Source organism: Pseudomonas atacamensis, from assembly GCF_017167965.1.
In the GTDB taxonomy this organism is placed as follows: Bacteria; Pseudomonadota; Gammaproteobacteria; order Pseudomonadales; family Pseudomonadaceae; genus Aquipseudomonas; species Aquipseudomonas atacamensis.
Genome location: NZ_CP070503.1, coordinates 2,557,565 through 2,573,653, shown reverse-complemented (window position 1 = coordinate 2,573,653; position 16,089 = coordinate 2,557,565). Strand labels below are relative to the sequence as shown.

Below are 16,089 nucleotides of genomic sequence, written 5' to 3'. Positions count from 1 at the left end.
TGATTGCGTCAGGCTCCGCCATCTGATTGCGCCCATACTCATTGCTGGCCAGCCATGGAACAAACGTAAATTCGACCCGCTATCGATGAGTTTTATGAATGAATCCGCGCACCCTCACACCGTCCATGTCGCTGCTGCTGGCTTTCGAGGCCGCCGCTCGCCACGAGAGCTACACCCGCGCCGCCCATGAGCTGTCACTGACACAGAGCGCGGTCAGCCGCCAGGTGCAGATTCTCGAGAAGATGCTCGGCATGCGCCTGTTCAGCCGCGAAGGCCGGCAGGTGGTGCTGACGGATGTCGGGCGCATGTATCAGCGCGAGCTCAGCGAAGCCCTCGGGCAGATTCGCAGCGCAACCTTGCAGGCGATGGCATTTGGTTCGGGCATCCATAGCCTGCGCCTGGCGACGCTGCCGACCTTCGGTTCGAAATGGCTGCTGCCACGGTTGAAGGATTTCTACACGGCGCACCCGGGCATGACCGTGCACCTGCATTCGCGGATCGAAACCATCGACTTCGACACCAGCGAAATCGACGCGGCCATCTGTGTCGGCGGCGGTGAGTGGCCAGGCCTGACCGCCCTGCCCCTGCACACCGAAGAATTGGTGGCGATTGCCAGCGCGCAGCTGTCGGCGACTGAACGCGACGAGGCCGAGCGGCACATTGCCGGGCAATTACTGCTCAACGTCAGCAGCAATGCCCAGGCATGGGCGGAATGGTTCAGCCATCATCAACTGCCGCATCGCAGCATGCGGATCGGGCCGAGCTTCGAAATGACCTCGCACTTGATTCAGGCAGTACGCGCCAATATCGGCGTCGGCCTGGTGCCGCGGATTCTGGTCGAGGAGGAATTGCTCAAGGGCGAATTGCTGCAACTGGGCGAGCCGATTACCAGCCGACGCAGCTATTACCTGGTGTATCCGCCGCGTAATGAGAATTTGCCTTCGTTGAAGGCGTTCAGGGATTGGCTGATTGATACCCTCTGAAGGATCGCGTCGCGGCCATTCGCGAGCAGGCTCGCTCCCACAGTTGCCATGCATTTACCTGTGGGAGCGAGCCTGCTCGCGAAGAGGCCAGTCGCAACGACCTTAAAACCTCGGCTTGACCGCCCGCCAATCCGCCTTGTACCGCTGCATCTGCCGCACATCATCGCGCTGGCGAATGCCGCACGTCAGGTACTGATCATGCAGCTTGGCCAGTTGCTCATGGTCCAGTTCCAGCCCCAACCCCGGCGCACGGGTGATCTTCACGCAGCCATCGACAATCGGCAGCTTGCCGCCCTTGATCACTTCCTCGTCCGGCTCCTGCCACGGGTAGTGGGTGTCGCAGGCGTAATCCAGATTCGGCACTGCCGCCGCAACGTGCGCCATGGCCATCAGGCTGATACCCAAGTGCGAATTGGAATGCATCGACACGCCGAGGCCGAACACGTCGCACATTTTCGCCAGTGTCTGCGTATCCCGCAGGCCACCCCAGTAATGGTGGTCGGCGAGGACGATCTGCACGCTGTTCAACGCAACGCTGCGGCGGAACTCGTCGAAATCAGTGACGACCATATTGGTCGCCAGGGGCAGACCGGTGCGCTTGTGCAGTTCGGCCATGCCTTCAAGGCCCGGGGTCGGATCTTCGTAATACTGCAGGTCATCGCCGAGCAGTTCGGCCATGCGAATCGCCGTCTCCAGCGACCAGTTGCCGTTCGGATCGATGCGCAGCGGCAATCCCGGAAAGGCTTTTTTCAGTGCCTTGATGCAAGCCACTTCATGCTCCGGCGGCAAGGTGCCGGCCTTGAGCTTGATGCTCTTGAATCCGTACGCTTCGATCATCCGCGCTGCCTGCGCGACGATCTGCTGCTCGCTCAGCGCCTCGCCCCAGTCGTCTGGCTTGTAGGGCGAGTCGATATGCTCGGCGTACTTGAAAAACAGGTAAGCGCTGAACGGCACTTCATCGCGGATCGCCCCGCCGAGCAGGTCCACCAGCGGCACGTTCAGGTAGTGCGCCTGCAAATCAAGAAACGCTACTTCGAATGCCGAGTAGGCATTGCTCACCGCTTTGCTGGCGTGGGAACCGGGGGCCAGTTCGGCGCCAGCGACGCTGGCGGGTTTATTCGCCGCCACGGTGGCCTGCACGATCGCGCGCAACTGATTGAGGTTGAACGGATCAAGACCGATCAATTGGCTCTGCAATTGTTGCTGGATCGCCAGCGCCGGGGCATCGCCGTAGCTTTCGCCGAGGCCGATGTAGCCGTTGTCACTTTCAATCTCGATGATCGAGCGCAGGGCAAAAGGTTCGTGGATGCCACTGGCGTTGAGCAGTGGCGGATCGCGGAAGGCAATCGGGGTGACGCTGACACGGGTGATTTTCAAGATAACGCTCCTGACAGATCAACAATCGATTCAGTGGCTCGCAGCCGAACGAGCCGGCGCCACAACGGCGGCTTCGTCACTTGGCTTTGCCGGGGTTTTACCTTTGGCGCCAGGCGCCGTGCGGGCGAAGAAGATCACCACGGCGGCGACCAGCGATGTCGCCGCCAGGCCATACAGGCCGCCCTCGATGGAACCGGTGGTTTGTTCGAGAATGCCGAACGCGGTCGGCGCGACGAAGCCGCCAAGGTTGCCGATGGAGTTGATCAGCGCGATCACCGCCGCAGCGATGCGCGCGTCCAGATAGCTTTGCGGAATCGGCCAGAACAGCGCCGACGCTGCTTTGAAACCGATAGCGGCGAAGCAGATGGCGACGAAGGCAAATACCGGCCCGCCAGTGGTCGACATGAACATGCCGACCGCCGCGATCACCAGGGTCAGCGCGACCCAGGCCTGCTGGAATTTCCATTTGCCGGCCATCGCTGCGAAGCCATACATGGCGACAATCGAAATGATCCACGGAATGGAGTTGAGCAGCCCGACCTGGAAATCTCCGAGGTTACCCATCTTCTTGATCATGCTCGGCAACCAGAACGTCGCGCCGTAAATGGTCAGGGCAATGGAAAAATAGATGAAGCAGAACAGCGCGATCTGTCGGTCAGCCAACAGCTTGAACATCGACGGCTTGGCGACTTGTACCGCTTCGCGAGCGCGCTGCTCCTCGGCAATCGCCGCGACCAGTGCGTCTCGCTCTTCCTCGCTCAGCCACTTGGCTTGACGCGGGTGCGATTGCAGCCAGAACCAGACGAAAGCACACAACACCACCGACGCTGCGCCTTCGATGAGAAACATCCACTGCCAGCCGTGCATGCCCAATCCGCTGATATGCAACAGCGCACCGGACACCGGGCCGGAAATCACCGAGGCAATCGCTGAGCCGCTGAGAAACACCGCCATGGTTTTGCCGCGCTCGGACGCCGGCAGCCATTGGGTGAAGTAATAAATGATCCCCGGGAAAAACCCGGCCTCGGCCGCACCGAGAATAAAGCGCAGCACGTAGAAACTGGTTTCACCTTGAACAAACGCCATGGCCATGGCTGCGGCGCCCCAGGTGAACATGATCCGCGTCAGCCAGACCCGCGCGCCGTAGCGCTGCAACAGCATGTTGGACGGCACTTCGAACAGTGCGTAACCGATGAAAAACAGCCCGGCGCCCAGTCCATAAGCCGCTGCGCCGATACCCAGATCGGTTTCCAGATGGCTGCGCACGAAACCGATGTTCACTCGGTCGATGTAGTTGACGATGAACATCACCACGAACAGCGGCAGCACGTGGCGTTTGACCTTGGCGGCGGCGCGGGCGAGCACCGTGATGTCCGTCGGACTCTGGAGGGTTTTCAAGGGGCGACTCCCGATCTTGTTTTTTTAGGGATGACTTGAAGCGATGAGCCGATCATGGACGTCGCGCATTGATCCCGTCTAATCTAAACAGGCATTCGATTGATACCCGGATTAGATCAATGTTCGAACTTACCCAGCTGCGCTGCTTTACTACGGTCGCCACCGAACTCAACTTTCGCCGCGCCGCCGAGCGCCTGAACATGACCCAGCCGCCACTGAGTCGGCAGATTCAGCTGCTGGAGCATCACCTTGGCGTCGAATTGTTTACCCGCAGCACCCGAAGCGTCGCGCTGACGGCGGCTGGCCGGGCTTTTTTCGTTGAGGCGCAGAATCTTCTGGAGCGCGCCCAGCAAGCGGCGATCACCGCACGCCGGTTTGCCGAGGGCGATATTGGTTCGGTAAACATCGCGTTTGTCGGCAGCGCGGTGTATGAGTTTCTGCCCAAGGTGATCGCCGAAGCGCGACTTAAGCAGCCCCAGGTGAAAATCGATCTGGCAGAAATGAACACCTATCAACAGCACGAGGCCTTGCGCGCTCGCCGTATCGACCTGGGCATTGCCCGAGCGCCATTGCAGGAACCGGGCTATGCCACCGAATGCCTGGTGCGCGAACCATTTGTGCTGGCAGTGCCGAGCGGGCATCGGTTGGCCAATGCAGCTGAGGTATCAGTGGCTGATCTGGATAAACAACCGTTCCTGATGTACTCCCATGAAGCCTATCCGCCGTTCAACGAACTGTTGACCGGCACGCTGCGCTCAGCGCGGGTGGCGCCGGATTACGTGCAGTGGCTGGGCTCGTCGCTAACCATTCTGGCGCTGGTCAACGCTGGCATGGGTCTGGCGCTGGTACCGCGTTGCGCGACCAGCGTGGTGTTCAGGAATGTGGTGTTTCGCGAGATCGATCTGGGCGAAGGGGTGCAAAGCGAGCTGCATCTGATCTGGCGTGAGAACAATGACAACCCGGCGTTCGCGATGTTGCTGGAGGCGATTCGCCGGGCGGTGGTGCAGGGTTGGGGCTGAAGAAGTTTATCGTCTAGACCGTGGTTTCAGAGGCGGCGGCGCACTGGGGCCTTTGATCAAGGGCACGTCCAGCATTTTTCCGTCCGGCCCGACAAAGAGTCGCTCTAAATGCTTTGGCATGGGTTGTGGTGCTCTGGCAGTTGGCATGTTGATCCCTCTGATACTGGGCTGAACTCGACCCATTTGACTTTCGCGGAATCTATCAACAAAAACTCCGCGCCAATAGATGCAGGTTGGCCATCATCCGTGAGCCAACGCGGATATTTCATGATGAACTGACCATTGGATGATTCCCGTGGCCACTCGACCGGCCAGCCAAATACGCGCCTTTCATCGTTCAAATGCAGAGTTATGAAGCGCTCATGTTGGGCGAAAGCGCAGAACCATTCACTGGGGAAAGAAGATTGTTTCGTGACGTTTCGCTTACGTAACCAGCCGTGCAATTTGTCACTCGTAGCCAGGTAACAGGCAAACAATCCCAGCATCAGCGAAAACATAAATGCCCAGAGCGTTTGCGCCCGATCATCCCAGTTTCCTAATGAAAAACTCTTCGAGCCAATCCACAAACAGAGGTTGCCCACCGCCAACACCGCGCCCTGAATCACAAATGTGAATATCAGCGCCTGCACGATCTGGCCGAACGTATCCGGTCGCTTGAATGCCGTAAGTGAATAGAAGATCCAGGTCGATAGAAAACCCGGAATGAGGTACTGCAACAGCGGAATGATGTCCTTGACCAGATCATCCATGATCCGAGACTCCTTTCAGTCATGCCGATCCCGTCACGGGCCGACATTCAAAGCCTAGTCAAGGATCCTGCTGCGCCTCGCGGGCAACTGTCACAGCTCTTTGCGAGCGTTTGGTTGGAGTCTCCATCTAATGAAAAAAGGCAGACACCGAACTTCGGTGTCTGCCTTTTTTGAGATCCGGGCGCCCGGTTACAGGCAGTCACGCACCGATTGGCGCAGCGATCCGGACTTGGCCCAAGGCGGCCCCTGATAGAGCGACACTTTGCTGCCGTCCTTGTATTTGACGATATCGAGAATCTCATCCGCCGTGATAATGCTCGGCGCGGTAATCCGGTAGCCGTTGGAAATCGACGTCTGCGAAGTCTTGGCCACGTCCTTCTGCCACAACGGTAACAAGCACGCGGCATATTCCTTGGGAGGTTTGTCACTGGTCTTGCTCAGGTTTGGCTCGCCCGGCACCAGCGATGCTGGTAACGAGCAACCCGTCAACAGGGCCAGTGCCAAAGTGCCGATCCATACGCGCATGCTGTTTACCTGTTCCGAAAAACGTGAATGTACCGTTTAACGGCGTGCACATCCATCGTGGCACCCCGCCGTTACCGGGGTTTGGACAATTTTTTACGTCGGTTCAGCCGGGCGTCAGATGGCCTGGCCCCAGGTGGAAAAATGCGACTACTCTTTTCTACCGAGAATCTTCTGGAGGTGATCATGCGGCTCAATGAATACGAACACGAACTTCAACGGGATTTGCAAAGCGTGGCGTCGGACCTGAGATGGTCGGCGGTCGACCTCAAGCGCATTGCCGAACAATTGCGCAAATCAGGTAACGAGGCAGACGCCCAGACTGTGTTGCGGTCTTGCACAATCCTGCAACACGACGAGGAGAGATTGCAGATCTATGCCAGGGAGGTAAAAGCCCGGACCATCAGCCGAATCAAGGTGCACTGACTCCTGATCCAAACAAGAAGCCCCGGTCGAAACCGGGGCTCTTTCGTTATAACGCGTCAATTCACGTTCTGGCTTTGCACCCGCTTGGCGCGTTGCTTGTAACCAGGAAGCGCCGCCGCATAGGCCATCGCTTCCTCCCTGCTGGTGAATGACGCCAACCGGTCGCCCTGAGTGCAAACCCGCCATGGGCCGTTGTTCACGCTAAGCACGTCATAACCGTTCATGTGCAGCTTGTTCAGCATTGGAATGCTCATGAGCACCTCCATTTCGTCAACGGTGTTTTCGGTGTACGGGCTTACCTTACACCCGCTCCCCGCTGCGGTGTAAACCGGATTCGCCCTGGCACATGTCAATTCACTGGCACTTTTTGCTACGCAAATGGCTCCGAATCAAGAGGGAACCTTTAAATCCGCTTGCGGCTCGAATATTGCAGATTGATTACAGTTTTATGACACGCATCAACAGGGCAATCATGAAAGTACGCGCCACCGTCATTTGCGAGCAGGATCGCCATATCCTCCTGGTACGCAAACCCCGCCATCACTGGTCATTGCCCGGCGGCAAGGTCGAATCCGGGGAAACCCGTGCGGCGGCAGCCGTGCGCGAGTTGCAGGAGGAAACCGGGCTCAATGCGGAGGACGTCCTGTACCTGATGGATTTTCAGGCGGGCAGTACGCGGCATCATGTGTACGAGGCTTCGGTGGTCAACCTCGACGATGTGCGCCCGCAGAACGAAATCGTCGATTGCATCTGGTACCCGCTCGATGCCGTGCACAATCTTGAAACCAATGACGCGACACGGCGCATCGTGCAGGCCTTTCAGCGCCGTTTATGACAATCAGCCGGCGAACGCCCGGCGACCGGCGCTGATTTCCGTTCGCAACTCACCGATGAAATTGGAAATATCGCGAATCGTCACCAGATGCTCGGGAGAAACGCCGTCAAGCAACAACTCGACACGCCCACTGCCCGGCTCATACACCTTGATCCGCAACAGACCTTGTCCGGTCGGTGTGCAGTCACACTTGAACGTGGGGAAGCCTGACTCGACGATCCGGCAGATATCGGCAATGGCAAGCATGGACGGGCGCCTCGCAGGCGGAGAATCGATCCATCGAGCATAGACCCACGGTGTGTTTATTGCCCGCCGGGAATGCCAAGCCGATCACAACTCACTCATGCCATTCAATGCGCGTCGTGATCCCAGATCCAGTTCCACAGTCCGGGCAGATTCACCGGCTCAGCGCTTTGCTGAACCGTACGCGCCAACGCGGCTTTTTCCAGTGCGGCCTGATTGTCGTAGAACGGCTTGTCCGCCAGTCTGACCCCGGTCGCCGCCGCGCTATCGAGCAGAATCTGCAGATATTCGCGAGTGTGGCGCGCGGTGTAGCGATTGAGGTCATGGAACGTCACCACGACCGGAATTACGCCATCCACCGTCGGCAATTGACCCTCGGCGATGCGCTCGCGCACTTCCGATAACTGCCGCAGCATGTTCGCCCGACGCCGAGGGCTGGCGTTGAAGCCCCAGATCTTGCCGTCGTTGGCACTCATGTCCGTGAGCAAGACATGCAAGCCGTGTTTTTGATAGGCCGTAAATGTGCGCTTGTCGTAGTTCCAGAACGGCGGGCGCAACAGCTTGGGCTGCGCCCCGGTGATAGCGGCGATGTCAGCGCTGCCATCGGTCAGCGACTGGTCCAGTTCTTGCGGGTCGAGCGAGCGATGGTTGGTGTGCCAATGAGTCGCAGTGTGGAAAGCGAGAATATGTCCCTCGGCGTATTCACGACGCATCAGGCTGCGACCGATCTCGCTGTTGCCTGCCCTGGGTGCTCGGGTCTGCACGAAAAACACGGCTTTGATATTTGCCTGCAGCGGATTGGTTTGGAGGCTGTCGAGCACCGTCTCCGTGGGATTCCACCATCCTGAAGCACTTGGACCATCATCGAACGTCAGCAAAAAACGTACGGGGGCCTGAGCCATCAGGCGCGTTTCGGTTTGCGTGGTCATTTCAATCGGCGCGGCGATGCAGCCGGCCAGACCGAGCGCGATGAGCGCAGCACAAAGAAGTTTGCATCCGGATGTCATGTCTTGCCCTGAGGCCGCGGCCGTGGTGTTGTCGAATGGCAAAACTCCCTCGCCTTTGTCGATCCCTGCGCGGCTATCCGCGAGCGCAGGTTGGATAAGGTACACAGGGTTTGGTTCCGGTGCTGGTTTCAGTGCGTCATCGGCCAGGCACATCGGCATGTCCGACTAGACTCAAATTTCCTCAAGGAGATTTCAGCCATGTGCGGAAGACTCACGCAGTACCGTGGGATTCACGATTTCGTCGCGGTTTTGAGCATCCCCGATGCGTTGATCAATCACGTTGGCGATGCGCCGCTCAATCGCTACAACGCAGCGCCCACCACTGCGCTGGCGGTTCTGCACCAGCACGAACAGGCCATTCATGCCGATAATTTGCGTTGGGGCTGGCGGCCGCATTGGGCCAAGGATCGTGCCCCGCCTATCAACGCTCGGGTAGAGAAAGTCGCCCACGGCGCGTTCTTCCGGGCGATCTGGCGGCAGCGGCTGATCGTGCCGGTCGACAATTGGTTTGAATGGGTTGATAGCGGGGAAAAATCCCGACAGCCCTGGTTGATTCGTCGGGCGGATCAGGCTCCGGTCTTCTGTGCCGGTATTGGCCAGTTTCCGGCACCGGGGGTTGCGCCGAGGGAGGACGACGGGTTCGTCATCATCACCGCTGACAGCCTGGGCGGCCTGCTCGATATTCACGATCGGCGCCCAGTGGTCTTCGATTCGGCGCGAGCTCGGGAATGGCTTGATCCGGCTACGCCACTGGAACGCGCCGAGCAGATGCTGCTGTTTGAAGGCGAGCCCAGTGAGGCCTTCGAATGGTACAAAGTCGGCAAAGCGGTCGGCAATACGCGTAATCAGGGTGCGCAATTGATAGAACGAGTCGACTAAATAATCCGGCCATTCTTGCGTTAATCAAGCAACGCCGCCACTGAGTCCCGTGCGTTACAAAAAGTGTTTCAACCGCGATACACCCCCCGTAAAACAGCCGTTTGAGCGAATCAACCGCCTGTCAGACATTTCGACAGTCATACATACATTTTCCCGCGCTGCGGATAGCATGCGCGCCGCCTTTCCGATTGGTATACCAGTTGACCAAAGAGTCAAAGAAATCAGGAATCCATCAACAACTTTCAAGCCTTGCAGAGAAATAAGTGAGCGACGATTTTGCAATCAAACAGGTCAGCGGCCTGAAGTGTGTCCATCTGTCCAAGACAGAACGCCTGGAACTCGACTGTTTTATCGGCCATTACATCAAGACCCGAAACCTGCACAGCGTGCCCGATATCGAACGCACCCTGCGCAGCACCCTCGAGGGTTATCCCGGCCATCCGCCGGTGATGGTCAATGAGCTCAATGCGTGGATCGATCGAACGTTGGGGTATCGCGCGACCTACCCGGACTTCACGCAGCTGGCAGACCTCTGAACGCGAAGAGCCCCGCTGCTGCGGGGCTCTTCGTATGGGTTGTTCAAGGTTTCAGCGGACGCTCCTGATCGCGGTCCGACAACTCGCGGCTGTCATCGTGCTTCCAGGTTTTTTCCTGTCTCTTTTGCCGCTCGATTTCTTCCTCTGTTGGCGCATCATCTTCCGCACGCGTTTGCTCAGTTGCCATGTGCACCTCACCTCAGAACAGTTGATGATCGTTAAAGGGTAGAACACTTTTGCGCGCCCGAATTCACCAAGGAATTTTGTCCCGCGCGGCGTACCATAGCGCCATCCACCCTTACGTCAGGAAGACGCCATGCTCTACCGAATCGCCGCCGACGGGCTGGTGCTGTTTCACTTGTGTTTCATCTTGTTCGTGCTGTTCGGCGGGCTGCTGGTGCTGCGCTGGCCACGATTGATGTGGTTGCACTTGCCGGCGGCCGCATGGGGCGTGGCGGTCGAGGTGCTGCACCTGGCCTGTCCGTTGACCTACTGGGAAAACCTCATGCGCCACGCGGCCGGACAGACCGAATACGCCGGCGGCTTCATTGAGCATTACATCTGGCCGATCATCTACCCGGCCGGTCTGACGCCGCAGATTCAACTGGCCCTCGGCAGCGTGGTGCTGGCGGTCAACCTGTTGGTGTACGCACGACTGCTGCGCTCATGGAAATTGCGCCGCGCCCGGCGCATTCCGTTTTAACGCGAGGCCGGTTTCAACGTTTCCAGCCACTGCGGATCGAAGCGTGGCTGGTCGGAATCAAGTCCCTGCGCCTGCATCCGCGCCTTGTGCTGTTCGACTTCGTCACGCAGTTGTCCATGATCGCTGGAGTTGCCGTCCAGCTCATGCATTTGCAGCAATCCGAGGTGATAGAAACGCAACACCTTCATCGCCGTCGGATCGTTGTTCTGCACCGCCGCTGTCACCTGATGCATGACATTGGTGATGCTCATCAGATTGCGCTTGAGGCGCCAGCTGTACACCGCCGGGGCCATCCAGGTCTGATGCCAGAAACGCCCGCGCAACAGCGCCGCCGTCAGCAGAAACGCCACGAATACGCCGCCGACATTGAAACGCAGGTTATCCCCGTCGGGTTCACCGAACACTGCCACCGCAACCGACGAAAACAGCATGGCCAGCAGCAGAAACAGCACGGCGATGATGATCGTGCTACGGCGGGTCTGCTGACGAAAGGTAGCGGGGTCCATCGGCTGAATCTCGAACATCGAAAATGACTTCCTTGAGTGACAAAACGCGCAACGGAAAAAACTCGCCGGCGCATTATCGCATCGCACCGGGTTTTAGCTATGCTGGGGCTCCTTTTCATCTTTTCAAAGTCCAACGGGACATGGCGGTATAACGCAGATCGTGCCATCTTCATTCATGGATACACACTATTCGGATGCCATCCGCTGCGTTGTGGATGACATCGTTTTAAGGATCACTGCATGACCCAACGACACGTAATCAATGCCTCGGTCAGCCCGAAAGGCAGTCTGGAAACCCTTTCTCAACGTGAAGTTCAGCAACTGAGCGAAGCCGGATCCGGCAGCACCTATACCCTCTTCCGCCAGTGCGCCCTGGCCATCCTCAACACCGGCGCGCATGTCGACAATGCAAAGACCATCCTCGAAGCCTACAAGGACTTCGAAATCCGTATTCACCAGCAGGATCGCGGCGTACGCCTGGAGCTGCTGAACGCTCCGGCCGACGCGTTCGTCGACGGCGAGATGATCGCCAGCACCCGCGAAATGCTCTTCAGCGCCCTGCGCGACATCGTCTACACCGAGAACGAACTCGACAGCCAGCGCATCGACCTGAGCAATTCCCAAGGCATCAGCGACTACGTGTTCCATCTGCTGCGCAACGCGCGCACCCTGCGCCCGGGCGTCGAGCCGAAAATCGTGGTGTGCTGGGGCGGCCACTCGATCAACACCGAAGAATACAAATACACCAAGAAAGTCGGCCACGAACTGGGCCTGCGCAGCCTCGACATCTGCACCGGTTGCGGCCCTGGCGTGATGAAAGGCCCGATGAAAGGCGCGACCATTGCCCATGCCAAACAGCGCATTCACGGCGGTCGCTACCTCGGCCTGACCGAGCCAGGCATCATCGCCGCCGAAGCGCCGAACCCGATCGTCAATGAGCTGGTGATCCTGCCGGACATCGAAAAGCGTCTGGAAGCCTTCGTCCGTGTCGGCCACGGCATCATCATTTTCCCGGGCGGCGCCGGTACGGCCGAAGAGTTCCTCTACCTGCTCGGCATCCTCATGCACCCGGACAACGCAGGCCTGCCCTTCCCGGTCATTCTCACCGGGCCGAAGCATGCCGCGCCGTATCTGGAACAGCTGGATGCGTTCGTCATCGCGACCCTCGGCGAAGCGGCGAAGCAGCATTACGAGATCATCATCGACGACCCGGCCGAAGTGGCGCGGCAGATGACTCAAGGCCTGAAAGCGGTGAAGCAGTTCCGCCGCGAGCGTAACGATGCGTTCCATTTCAACTGGCTGTTGAAGATCGATGAGGGCTTCCAGCGCCCGTTCGATCCAACCCACGAAAACATGGCCAACCTGAAACTGCATCGCGACCAGCCACCGCATGAACTGGCGGCCAATCTGCGTCGGGCGTTTTCCGGGATCGTCGCCGGTAACGTCAAGGACAAAGGCATTCGCCTGATCGAAGAGCACGGGCCGTATCAGATCCGTGGTGATGCGGCGATCATGCAGCCGCTTGATGCGCTGCTAAAGGCCTTCGTCGCCCAGCACCGGATGAAGTTGCCGGGTGGCGCGGCGTATGTGCCGTGCTATCGCGTCGTCGCGTAATTTCAAGTCGTAACGCACACCCATTGTGGGAGCTGGCTTGCCAGCGATAGCGGTCTTTCATTCAACAGAGACGTTGAATCAGATGACGCTTTCGCGAGCAAGCTCGCTCCCACAGGATTTATGGTGTGGCGCAAATTGGAGTCACAACCTCAATCCCCCTGTGGGAGCGAGCCTGCTCGCGAAGAAGCCCGAAAGAACACATCAATCTTTCGGGCTATCCACCAACCGCCGAGCCAACGCTTTAGCCTGCGCAGCGACGTCCGTCACCGCCGTACTTTCCCACCACATCCCGCGCAACGGCGGGCCCATGGCGAACAACCGAGCGCTCACCTGCCCTTCGGCATCCACCACTGCGCCGTCCTTTGCTGTGATCCCCAGCGCCAGCGGCCCCGGTTGCACCAGTCCCCGCGCCAGCAATTGCTGCGGCAACGGTCGTGCAACACGCCGCCAGTCGTATTCAATGCCGCTGGAGTTGATCAGCGCCGCACCGCTCACTGTAGATGTTTCAGTCTCACCCTGCGGACGGATGCGGATGGTCACAGCATCGCCAGCGCCGGGCTCAATGCCCTTGAACGACGCTGCATGAATGCGCAAGCGCCCTTCCTGGTGCAGCCGTTCGATCAACTCGGCACTCAGTGGCGGCGAACGATGGTGATGACTCTCCCACCATGGCCGTACATGCCGTACGAATTGTCGACGCTGCACGTCAGTCGCCTGACTCCACAACCGCGCGATGTGCGCGCGAACCGTATCCAGCGGCGCCTGCCAGTCGATGCCTTGGGCGACTGCGTCGCGACAATGTCGACGCAACTCGCGCAGCAACTGGCGGGGCGTACGAATGTTGTGATCTGCTGCCAGAAAATCCACCCACGCCGGCGGTTGACGGCGCACGTGCGGCAGCAGGCCATGCCGGGAGAACACCTCAATCGGCCCGCGATGCCCGGCCTGCTCCAGCGACACCACGGCATCGACCATGGTCAGACCGGAGCCGATGATCAGCACGGTGGACTGCGGGTCGAGTTCGCGCATGGCCGCCACATCCCAGGGATCGAGCGCTGCGGCGTTAAGGCCACTGGACTGCGTCTGCGGCGTGCGAGCGGCGGGAAACATGCCGGTGGCCAGCACCGCCTGCGATCCACGCAGAGTCTGGCCATCGCTTAAGGTGAGCTGCACTGAACCAGCATCAACATGCAGGTCGACGACCTCGGCACAGAAATGTTCAACGGTCGAACCTTGCAGCGTACCCACTGCCCTGGCTTCGGCCAGACGCTGTTGCACATAGACCCCGAACAGGCCACGCGGCGGAAACAGCTCACTGACCGGCACGTCCTGCTCGGCAGATTCCGGCCAGCCGCCGCCGGCAATATGCGCCGTCAGCCACTGCGTCAGATCATCAGGATTATCCGGGTCGACGCTCATCCGCGCCGCGTTGCCGTTCAGCGTATGTCCCAACTCGACGGCGCTGTAAGCCTCGCCACGTCCCAATTCAGCACGCGGCTCGATAATCGCAATTCGTCGTTGCCCAGGCAGGCGTAACAATTGCACCGCCAGCATGGTGCCACTGAGGCCGCCGCCGATGATCAGGATGTCCGCAGGCTGTTCCATTCAGATCACCACATTACGCACGAACCGCGCAGCCACATCGCCATCGTTGCGGTAGGCATGCGGTTGATTGCTGGCGAACATGAAAAACTCTCCTTTATTGATGTGCTGCGCCTGATCGCCGAGCATCAGTGTCAGGCATCCTTCAAATACGTAGATCTGCTCGCTCCAGCCATCGGCGTCCGGTTGCGACGGATAAACTTCGCCCGGTTGCAGACACCATTCCCATTGCTCGACTTCGCGGCTCGCGGTGGCTTTGGACAGTAGCACGGCTCTGCTGCCGGGAATCGTGCCCGCCCAGGCAACCTCATTGATCCGGCTCGGATCGCGCGCATCGTGCGCTTGGATCAGATCGCTGAAGGCAACGTCGAGCGCTTCGGCGACGCGATCAAGCGTAGTCAGGCTGACATTCTTTTCGCCTGCCTCGATTGCTACCAGCATCCGTCGGCTCACCCCGGATTTTTCCGCCAGTGCGGTCTGGCTCATATCCGCAGCATGGCGCAAGCGTCGAACGTTCTGGCTGACGTGTTGCAGAACGGAGGCTCGCTGAGTCAAATCTTTGTGCACTATATTGCTCACTCGGTGGGGTTGGGCAGTATACTGCGCAACGTTGGCGGCATTGTGCGGCCTCCCTTTTAATGTGCGCAAGGTCATGATGTCGCCAAACAATTCTGCGTCCCCAATCCGCTTCTCCCGCTTCAGCAAAGCCGAGTGCGTGCTGGTGCTGATCACCATGATCTGGGGCGGCACGTTTCTGATTGTGCAACATGCCATGACGGTCAGTGGCCCGATGTTTTTCGTCGGCTTGCGCTTCGCCGCAGCGGCGGCGATCGTGGCGATGTTTTCCTGGCGGCACCTGCGCGAGTTGACCTTGTTCGAAGTCAAGGCAGGGTCGTTCATCGGTGTAGCGATCATGCTTGGTTATGGCTTACAGACGGTCGGGCTGCAAAGCATTCCGAGCAGTCAGTCGGCGTTCATTACCGCGCTGTACGTGCCGTTTGTGCCGCTGCTGCAATGGCTGGTGCTGGGACGGCGTCCGGGGTTGATGCCAAGTATCGGGATCATGCTGGCGTTTACCGGTTTGATGTTGTTGTCGGGTCCCTCAGGGGCGGCGCTGAATTTCAGTCCCGGAGAAATTGCGACATTGATCAGCGCCGTTGCGATTGCTGCTGAAATCATTTTGATCAGCACTTTCGCCGGGCAGGTGGATGTGCGGCGAGTGACGGTGGTGCAACTGGCGGTGACGGCGGTGTTGTCGTTCTTGCTGGTAGTCCCGACCGGTGAAGTGATTCCGGATTTTTCCTGGTTGTTGCTGGCGACCGCTTTGGGCCTGGGCGCGGCGAGTGCGGCGATTCAGGTAGCGATGAACTGGGCACAGAAGAGTGTTTCGCCGACTCGGGCGACGTTGATCTATGCCGGTGAACCGGTGTGGGCCGGGATTGTCGGACGGATTGCCGGGGAGCGCTTGCCGGCAATTGCGCTGGTGGGCGCCGGGCTGATTGTGGCGGCGGTGATTGTCAGTGAGTTGAAGACCAAGGGTAGGTCCACCGAGGCAGAAGCTGAGCTGGAGCGGGAAACGCAGGGGTGACCGGCAATCTCTTCCGGCTGCTCGCGAAAGCGCTGCTCCATCGTTACCTCTGAAACAACGCCAAACACACAATTCCCAACTACTTTGTAGGATTCTGAGACA

20 protein-coding genes are annotated in these 16,089 nt (G+C 59.1%); 9 read left to right on the top strand and 11 right to left on the bottom strand.

From position 1 onward, the window contains the following. The first annotated feature begins 98 nt into the window (after nucleotides 1-98). A complete protein-coding gene (locus JWU58_RS11850) occupies nucleotides 99-983 on the top strand; it encodes a LysR substrate-binding domain-containing protein (protein WP_206422017.1) in 885 nt (294 codons plus the stop codon). Nucleotides 984-1,085: 102 nt separating this feature from the next. Here the strand turns inward: JWU58_RS11850 and JWU58_RS11845 are convergent, their stop codons facing one another. Together JWU58_RS11845 and JWU58_RS11840 are read right to left on the bottom strand one after the other, a co-directional pair. Continuing rightward, nucleotides 1,086-2,360 carry a glucarate dehydratase family protein gene (locus tag JWU58_RS11845; RefSeq protein ID WP_206422016.1) on the bottom strand — a complete coding sequence of 425 codons (1,275 nt, stop codon included), beginning with the start codon at nucleotides 2,358-2,360 and terminating at the stop codon, nucleotides 1,086-1,088. 30 nt (nucleotides 2,361-2,390) lie between these two features. Further along, nucleotides 2,391-3,758, bottom strand: coding sequence for an MFS transporter (locus JWU58_RS11840; protein WP_206422015.1), 1,368 nt, complete (start codon nucleotides 3,756-3,758; stop codon nucleotides 2,391-2,393). Nucleotides 3,759-3,877: 119 nt separating this feature from the next. Between JWU58_RS11840 and JWU58_RS11835 the strand changes: the two genes are divergently transcribed. After that, nucleotides 3,878-4,777, top strand: coding sequence for a LysR family transcriptional regulator (locus JWU58_RS11835; protein ID WP_016775066.1), 900 nt, complete (start codon nucleotides 3,878-3,880; stop codon nucleotides 4,775-4,777). Nucleotides 4,778-4,881: 104 nt separating this feature from the next. On the opposite strand, the gene JWU58_RS11830 is transcribed toward JWU58_RS11835, so the two are convergent. Beyond that, nucleotides 4,882-5,526: a DUF6338 family protein gene (locus JWU58_RS11830; RefSeq protein WP_123442251.1), complete on the bottom strand. Its 645-nt coding sequence runs from the start codon at nucleotides 5,524-5,526 to the stop codon at nucleotides 4,882-4,884. Nucleotides 5,527-5,715: 189 nt separating this feature from the next. Beyond that, the gene (locus tag JWU58_RS11825) at nucleotides 5,716-6,051 is read right to left on the bottom strand and encodes a hypothetical protein (protein ID WP_024013232.1); all 336 of its coding nucleotides are present in this window, start codon (nucleotides 6,049-6,051) and stop codon (nucleotides 5,716-5,718) included. A gap of 183 nt (nucleotides 6,052-6,234) precedes the next feature. On the opposite strand from JWU58_RS11825, the gene JWU58_RS11820 reads away from it, so the two are divergent. Continuing rightward, nucleotides 6,235-6,474: a hypothetical protein gene (locus JWU58_RS11820; RefSeq protein ID WP_206422014.1), complete on the top strand. Its 240-nt coding sequence runs from the start codon at nucleotides 6,235-6,237 to the stop codon at nucleotides 6,472-6,474. A gap of 56 nt (nucleotides 6,475-6,530) precedes the next feature. Here the strand turns inward: JWU58_RS11820 and JWU58_RS11815 are convergent, their stop codons facing one another. Then, on the bottom strand, nucleotides 6,531-6,728 hold the full coding sequence (locus JWU58_RS11815) for a hypothetical protein (RefSeq protein ID WP_016775071.1): 198 nt from the start codon (nucleotides 6,726-6,728) through the stop codon (nucleotides 6,531-6,533). Between the two features lie 218 nt (nucleotides 6,729-6,946). On the opposite strand from JWU58_RS11815, the gene JWU58_RS11810 reads away from it, so the two are divergent. Then, nucleotides 6,947-7,309 carry an NUDIX hydrolase gene (locus JWU58_RS11810; RefSeq protein WP_123442367.1) on the top strand — a complete coding sequence of 121 codons (363 nt, stop codon included), beginning with the start codon at nucleotides 6,947-6,949 and terminating at the stop codon, nucleotides 7,307-7,309. Between the two features lie 3 nt (nucleotides 7,310-7,312). On the opposite strand, the gene JWU58_RS11805 is transcribed toward JWU58_RS11810, so the two are convergent. Together JWU58_RS11805 and JWU58_RS11800 are read right to left on the bottom strand one after the other, a co-directional pair. Continuing rightward, complete coding sequence (locus JWU58_RS11805; RefSeq protein ID WP_016775073.1) at nucleotides 7,313-7,555, bottom strand: DUF1652 domain-containing protein; 243 nt, start codon at nucleotides 7,553-7,555, stop codon at nucleotides 7,313-7,315. A gap of 104 nt (nucleotides 7,556-7,659) precedes the next feature. Further along, complete coding sequence (locus JWU58_RS11800) at nucleotides 7,660-8,559, bottom strand: polysaccharide deacetylase family protein (RefSeq protein ID WP_206422173.1); 900 nt, start codon at nucleotides 8,557-8,559, stop codon at nucleotides 7,660-7,662. 198 nt (nucleotides 8,560-8,757) lie between these two features. Here JWU58_RS11800 and JWU58_RS11795 point away from each other — a divergent pair, with 198 nt between their 5' ends. Both JWU58_RS11795 and JWU58_RS11790 read left to right on the top strand, forming a co-directional pair. Then, nucleotides 8,758-9,438: an SOS response-associated peptidase gene (locus JWU58_RS11795; protein WP_206422013.1), complete on the top strand. Its 681-nt coding sequence runs from the start codon at nucleotides 8,758-8,760 to the stop codon at nucleotides 9,436-9,438. A 263-nt stretch (nucleotides 9,439-9,701) separates the two neighbouring features. Then, nucleotides 9,702-9,974 (top strand): hypothetical protein, encoded by a 273-nt coding sequence (locus tag JWU58_RS11790; RefSeq protein ID WP_016775076.1) that lies wholly within the window; start codon nucleotides 9,702-9,704, stop codon nucleotides 9,972-9,974. 43 nt (nucleotides 9,975-10,017) lie between these two features. On the opposite strand, the gene JWU58_RS11785 is transcribed toward JWU58_RS11790, so the two are convergent. Next, nucleotides 10,018-10,161 carry a hypothetical protein gene (locus tag JWU58_RS11785; RefSeq protein ID WP_177434898.1) on the bottom strand — a complete coding sequence of 48 codons (144 nt, stop codon included), beginning with the start codon at nucleotides 10,159-10,161 and terminating at the stop codon, nucleotides 10,018-10,020. A gap of 129 nt (nucleotides 10,162-10,290) precedes the next feature. On the opposite strand from JWU58_RS11785, the gene JWU58_RS11780 reads away from it, so the two are divergent. Next, nucleotides 10,291-10,677: a DUF2784 domain-containing protein gene (locus JWU58_RS11780; RefSeq protein WP_024013239.1), complete on the top strand. Its 387-nt coding sequence runs from the start codon at nucleotides 10,291-10,293 to the stop codon at nucleotides 10,675-10,677. Here JWU58_RS11780 and JWU58_RS11775 read toward each other — a convergent pair. After that, nucleotides 10,674-11,201 carry a DUF3087 domain-containing protein gene (locus JWU58_RS11775; protein WP_038860192.1) on the bottom strand — a complete coding sequence of 176 codons (528 nt, stop codon included), beginning with the start codon at nucleotides 11,199-11,201 and terminating at the stop codon, nucleotides 10,674-10,676. The genes JWU58_RS11780 and JWU58_RS11775 overlap by 4 nt on opposite strands. Nucleotides 11,202-11,423: 222 nt before the next feature. Between JWU58_RS11775 and ppnN the strand changes: the two genes are divergently transcribed. After that, on the top strand, nucleotides 11,424-12,797 hold the full coding sequence (ppnN, locus tag JWU58_RS11770) for a nucleotide 5'-monophosphate nucleosidase PpnN (protein ID WP_073471165.1): 1,374 nt from the start codon (nucleotides 11,424-11,426) through the stop codon (nucleotides 12,795-12,797). Nucleotides 12,798-12,998: 201 nt separating this feature from the next. Here ppnN and JWU58_RS11765 read toward each other — a convergent pair whose 3' ends face one another. Both JWU58_RS11765 and JWU58_RS11760 read right to left on the bottom strand, forming a co-directional pair. Further along, nucleotides 12,999-14,402, bottom strand: a complete 1,404-nt coding sequence (locus tag JWU58_RS11765; RefSeq protein ID WP_206422012.1) for an FAD/NAD(P)-binding protein — start codon at nucleotides 14,400-14,402, stop codon at nucleotides 12,999-13,001. After that, complete coding sequence (locus JWU58_RS11760; RefSeq protein ID WP_024013243.1) at nucleotides 14,403-14,966, bottom strand: helix-turn-helix domain-containing protein; 564 nt, start codon at nucleotides 14,964-14,966, stop codon at nucleotides 14,403-14,405. It abuts the gene before it with no gap. An 85-nt stretch (nucleotides 14,967-15,051) separates the two neighbouring features. Between JWU58_RS11760 and JWU58_RS11755 the strand changes: the two genes are divergently transcribed. Next, nucleotides 15,052-15,987 carry a DMT family transporter gene (locus JWU58_RS11755; protein WP_206422011.1) on the top strand — a complete coding sequence of 312 codons (936 nt, stop codon included), beginning with the start codon at nucleotides 15,052-15,054 and terminating at the stop codon, nucleotides 15,985-15,987. Nucleotides 15,988-16,089: the final 102 nt, after the last annotated feature.

Coding starts and splice junctions, on each gene's coding strand:
- JWU58_RS11850 (WP_206422017.1), top strand. CDS start 99: ATGAATCCGCGCACCCTCACACCGTCCATGTCGCTGCTGCTGGCTTTC.
- JWU58_RS11835 (WP_016775066.1), top strand. CDS start 3,878: ATGTTCGAACTTACCCAGCTGCGCTGCTTTACTACGGTCGCCACCGAA.
- JWU58_RS11830 (WP_123442251.1), bottom strand. CDS start 5,526: ATGGATGATCTGGTCAAGGACATCATTCCGCTGTTGCAGTACCTCATT.
- JWU58_RS11825 (WP_024013232.1), bottom strand. CDS start 6,051: ATGCGCGTATGGATCGGCACTTTGGCACTGGCCCTGTTGACGGGTTGC.
- JWU58_RS11820 (WP_206422014.1), top strand. CDS start 6,235: ATGCGGCTCAATGAATACGAACACGAACTTCAACGGGATTTGCAAAGC.
- JWU58_RS11815 (WP_016775071.1), bottom strand. CDS start 6,728: ATGAGCATTCCAATGCTGAACAAGCTGCACATGAACGGTTATGACGTG.
- JWU58_RS11810 (WP_123442367.1), top strand. CDS start 6,947: ATGAAAGTACGCGCCACCGTCATTTGCGAGCAGGATCGCCATATCCTC.
- JWU58_RS11805 (WP_016775073.1), bottom strand. CDS start 7,555: ATGCTTGCCATTGCCGATATCTGCCGGATCGTCGAGTCAGGCTTCCCC.
- JWU58_RS11800 (WP_206422173.1), bottom strand. CDS start 8,559: ATGACATCCGGATGCAAACTTCTTTGTGCTGCGCTCATCGCGCTCGGT.
- JWU58_RS11795 (WP_206422013.1), top strand. CDS start 8,758: ATGTGCGGAAGACTCACGCAGTACCGTGGGATTCACGATTTCGTCGCG.
- JWU58_RS11785 (WP_177434898.1), bottom strand. CDS start 10,161: ATGGCAACTGAGCAAACGCGTGCGGAAGATGATGCGCCAACAGAGGAA.
- JWU58_RS11780 (WP_024013239.1), top strand. CDS start 10,291: ATGCTCTACCGAATCGCCGCCGACGGGCTGGTGCTGTTTCACTTGTGT.
- JWU58_RS11775 (WP_038860192.1), bottom strand. CDS start 11,201: ATGTTCGAGATTCAGCCGATGGACCCCGCTACCTTTCGTCAGCAGACC.
- ppnN (WP_073471165.1), top strand. CDS start 11,424: ATGACCCAACGACACGTAATCAATGCCTCGGTCAGCCCGAAAGGCAGT.
- JWU58_RS11765 (WP_206422012.1), bottom strand. CDS start 14,402: ATGGAACAGCCTGCGGACATCCTGATCATCGGCGGCGGCCTCAGTGGC.
- JWU58_RS11755 (WP_206422011.1), top strand. CDS start 15,052: ATGATGTCGCCAAACAATTCTGCGTCCCCAATCCGCTTCTCCCGCTTC.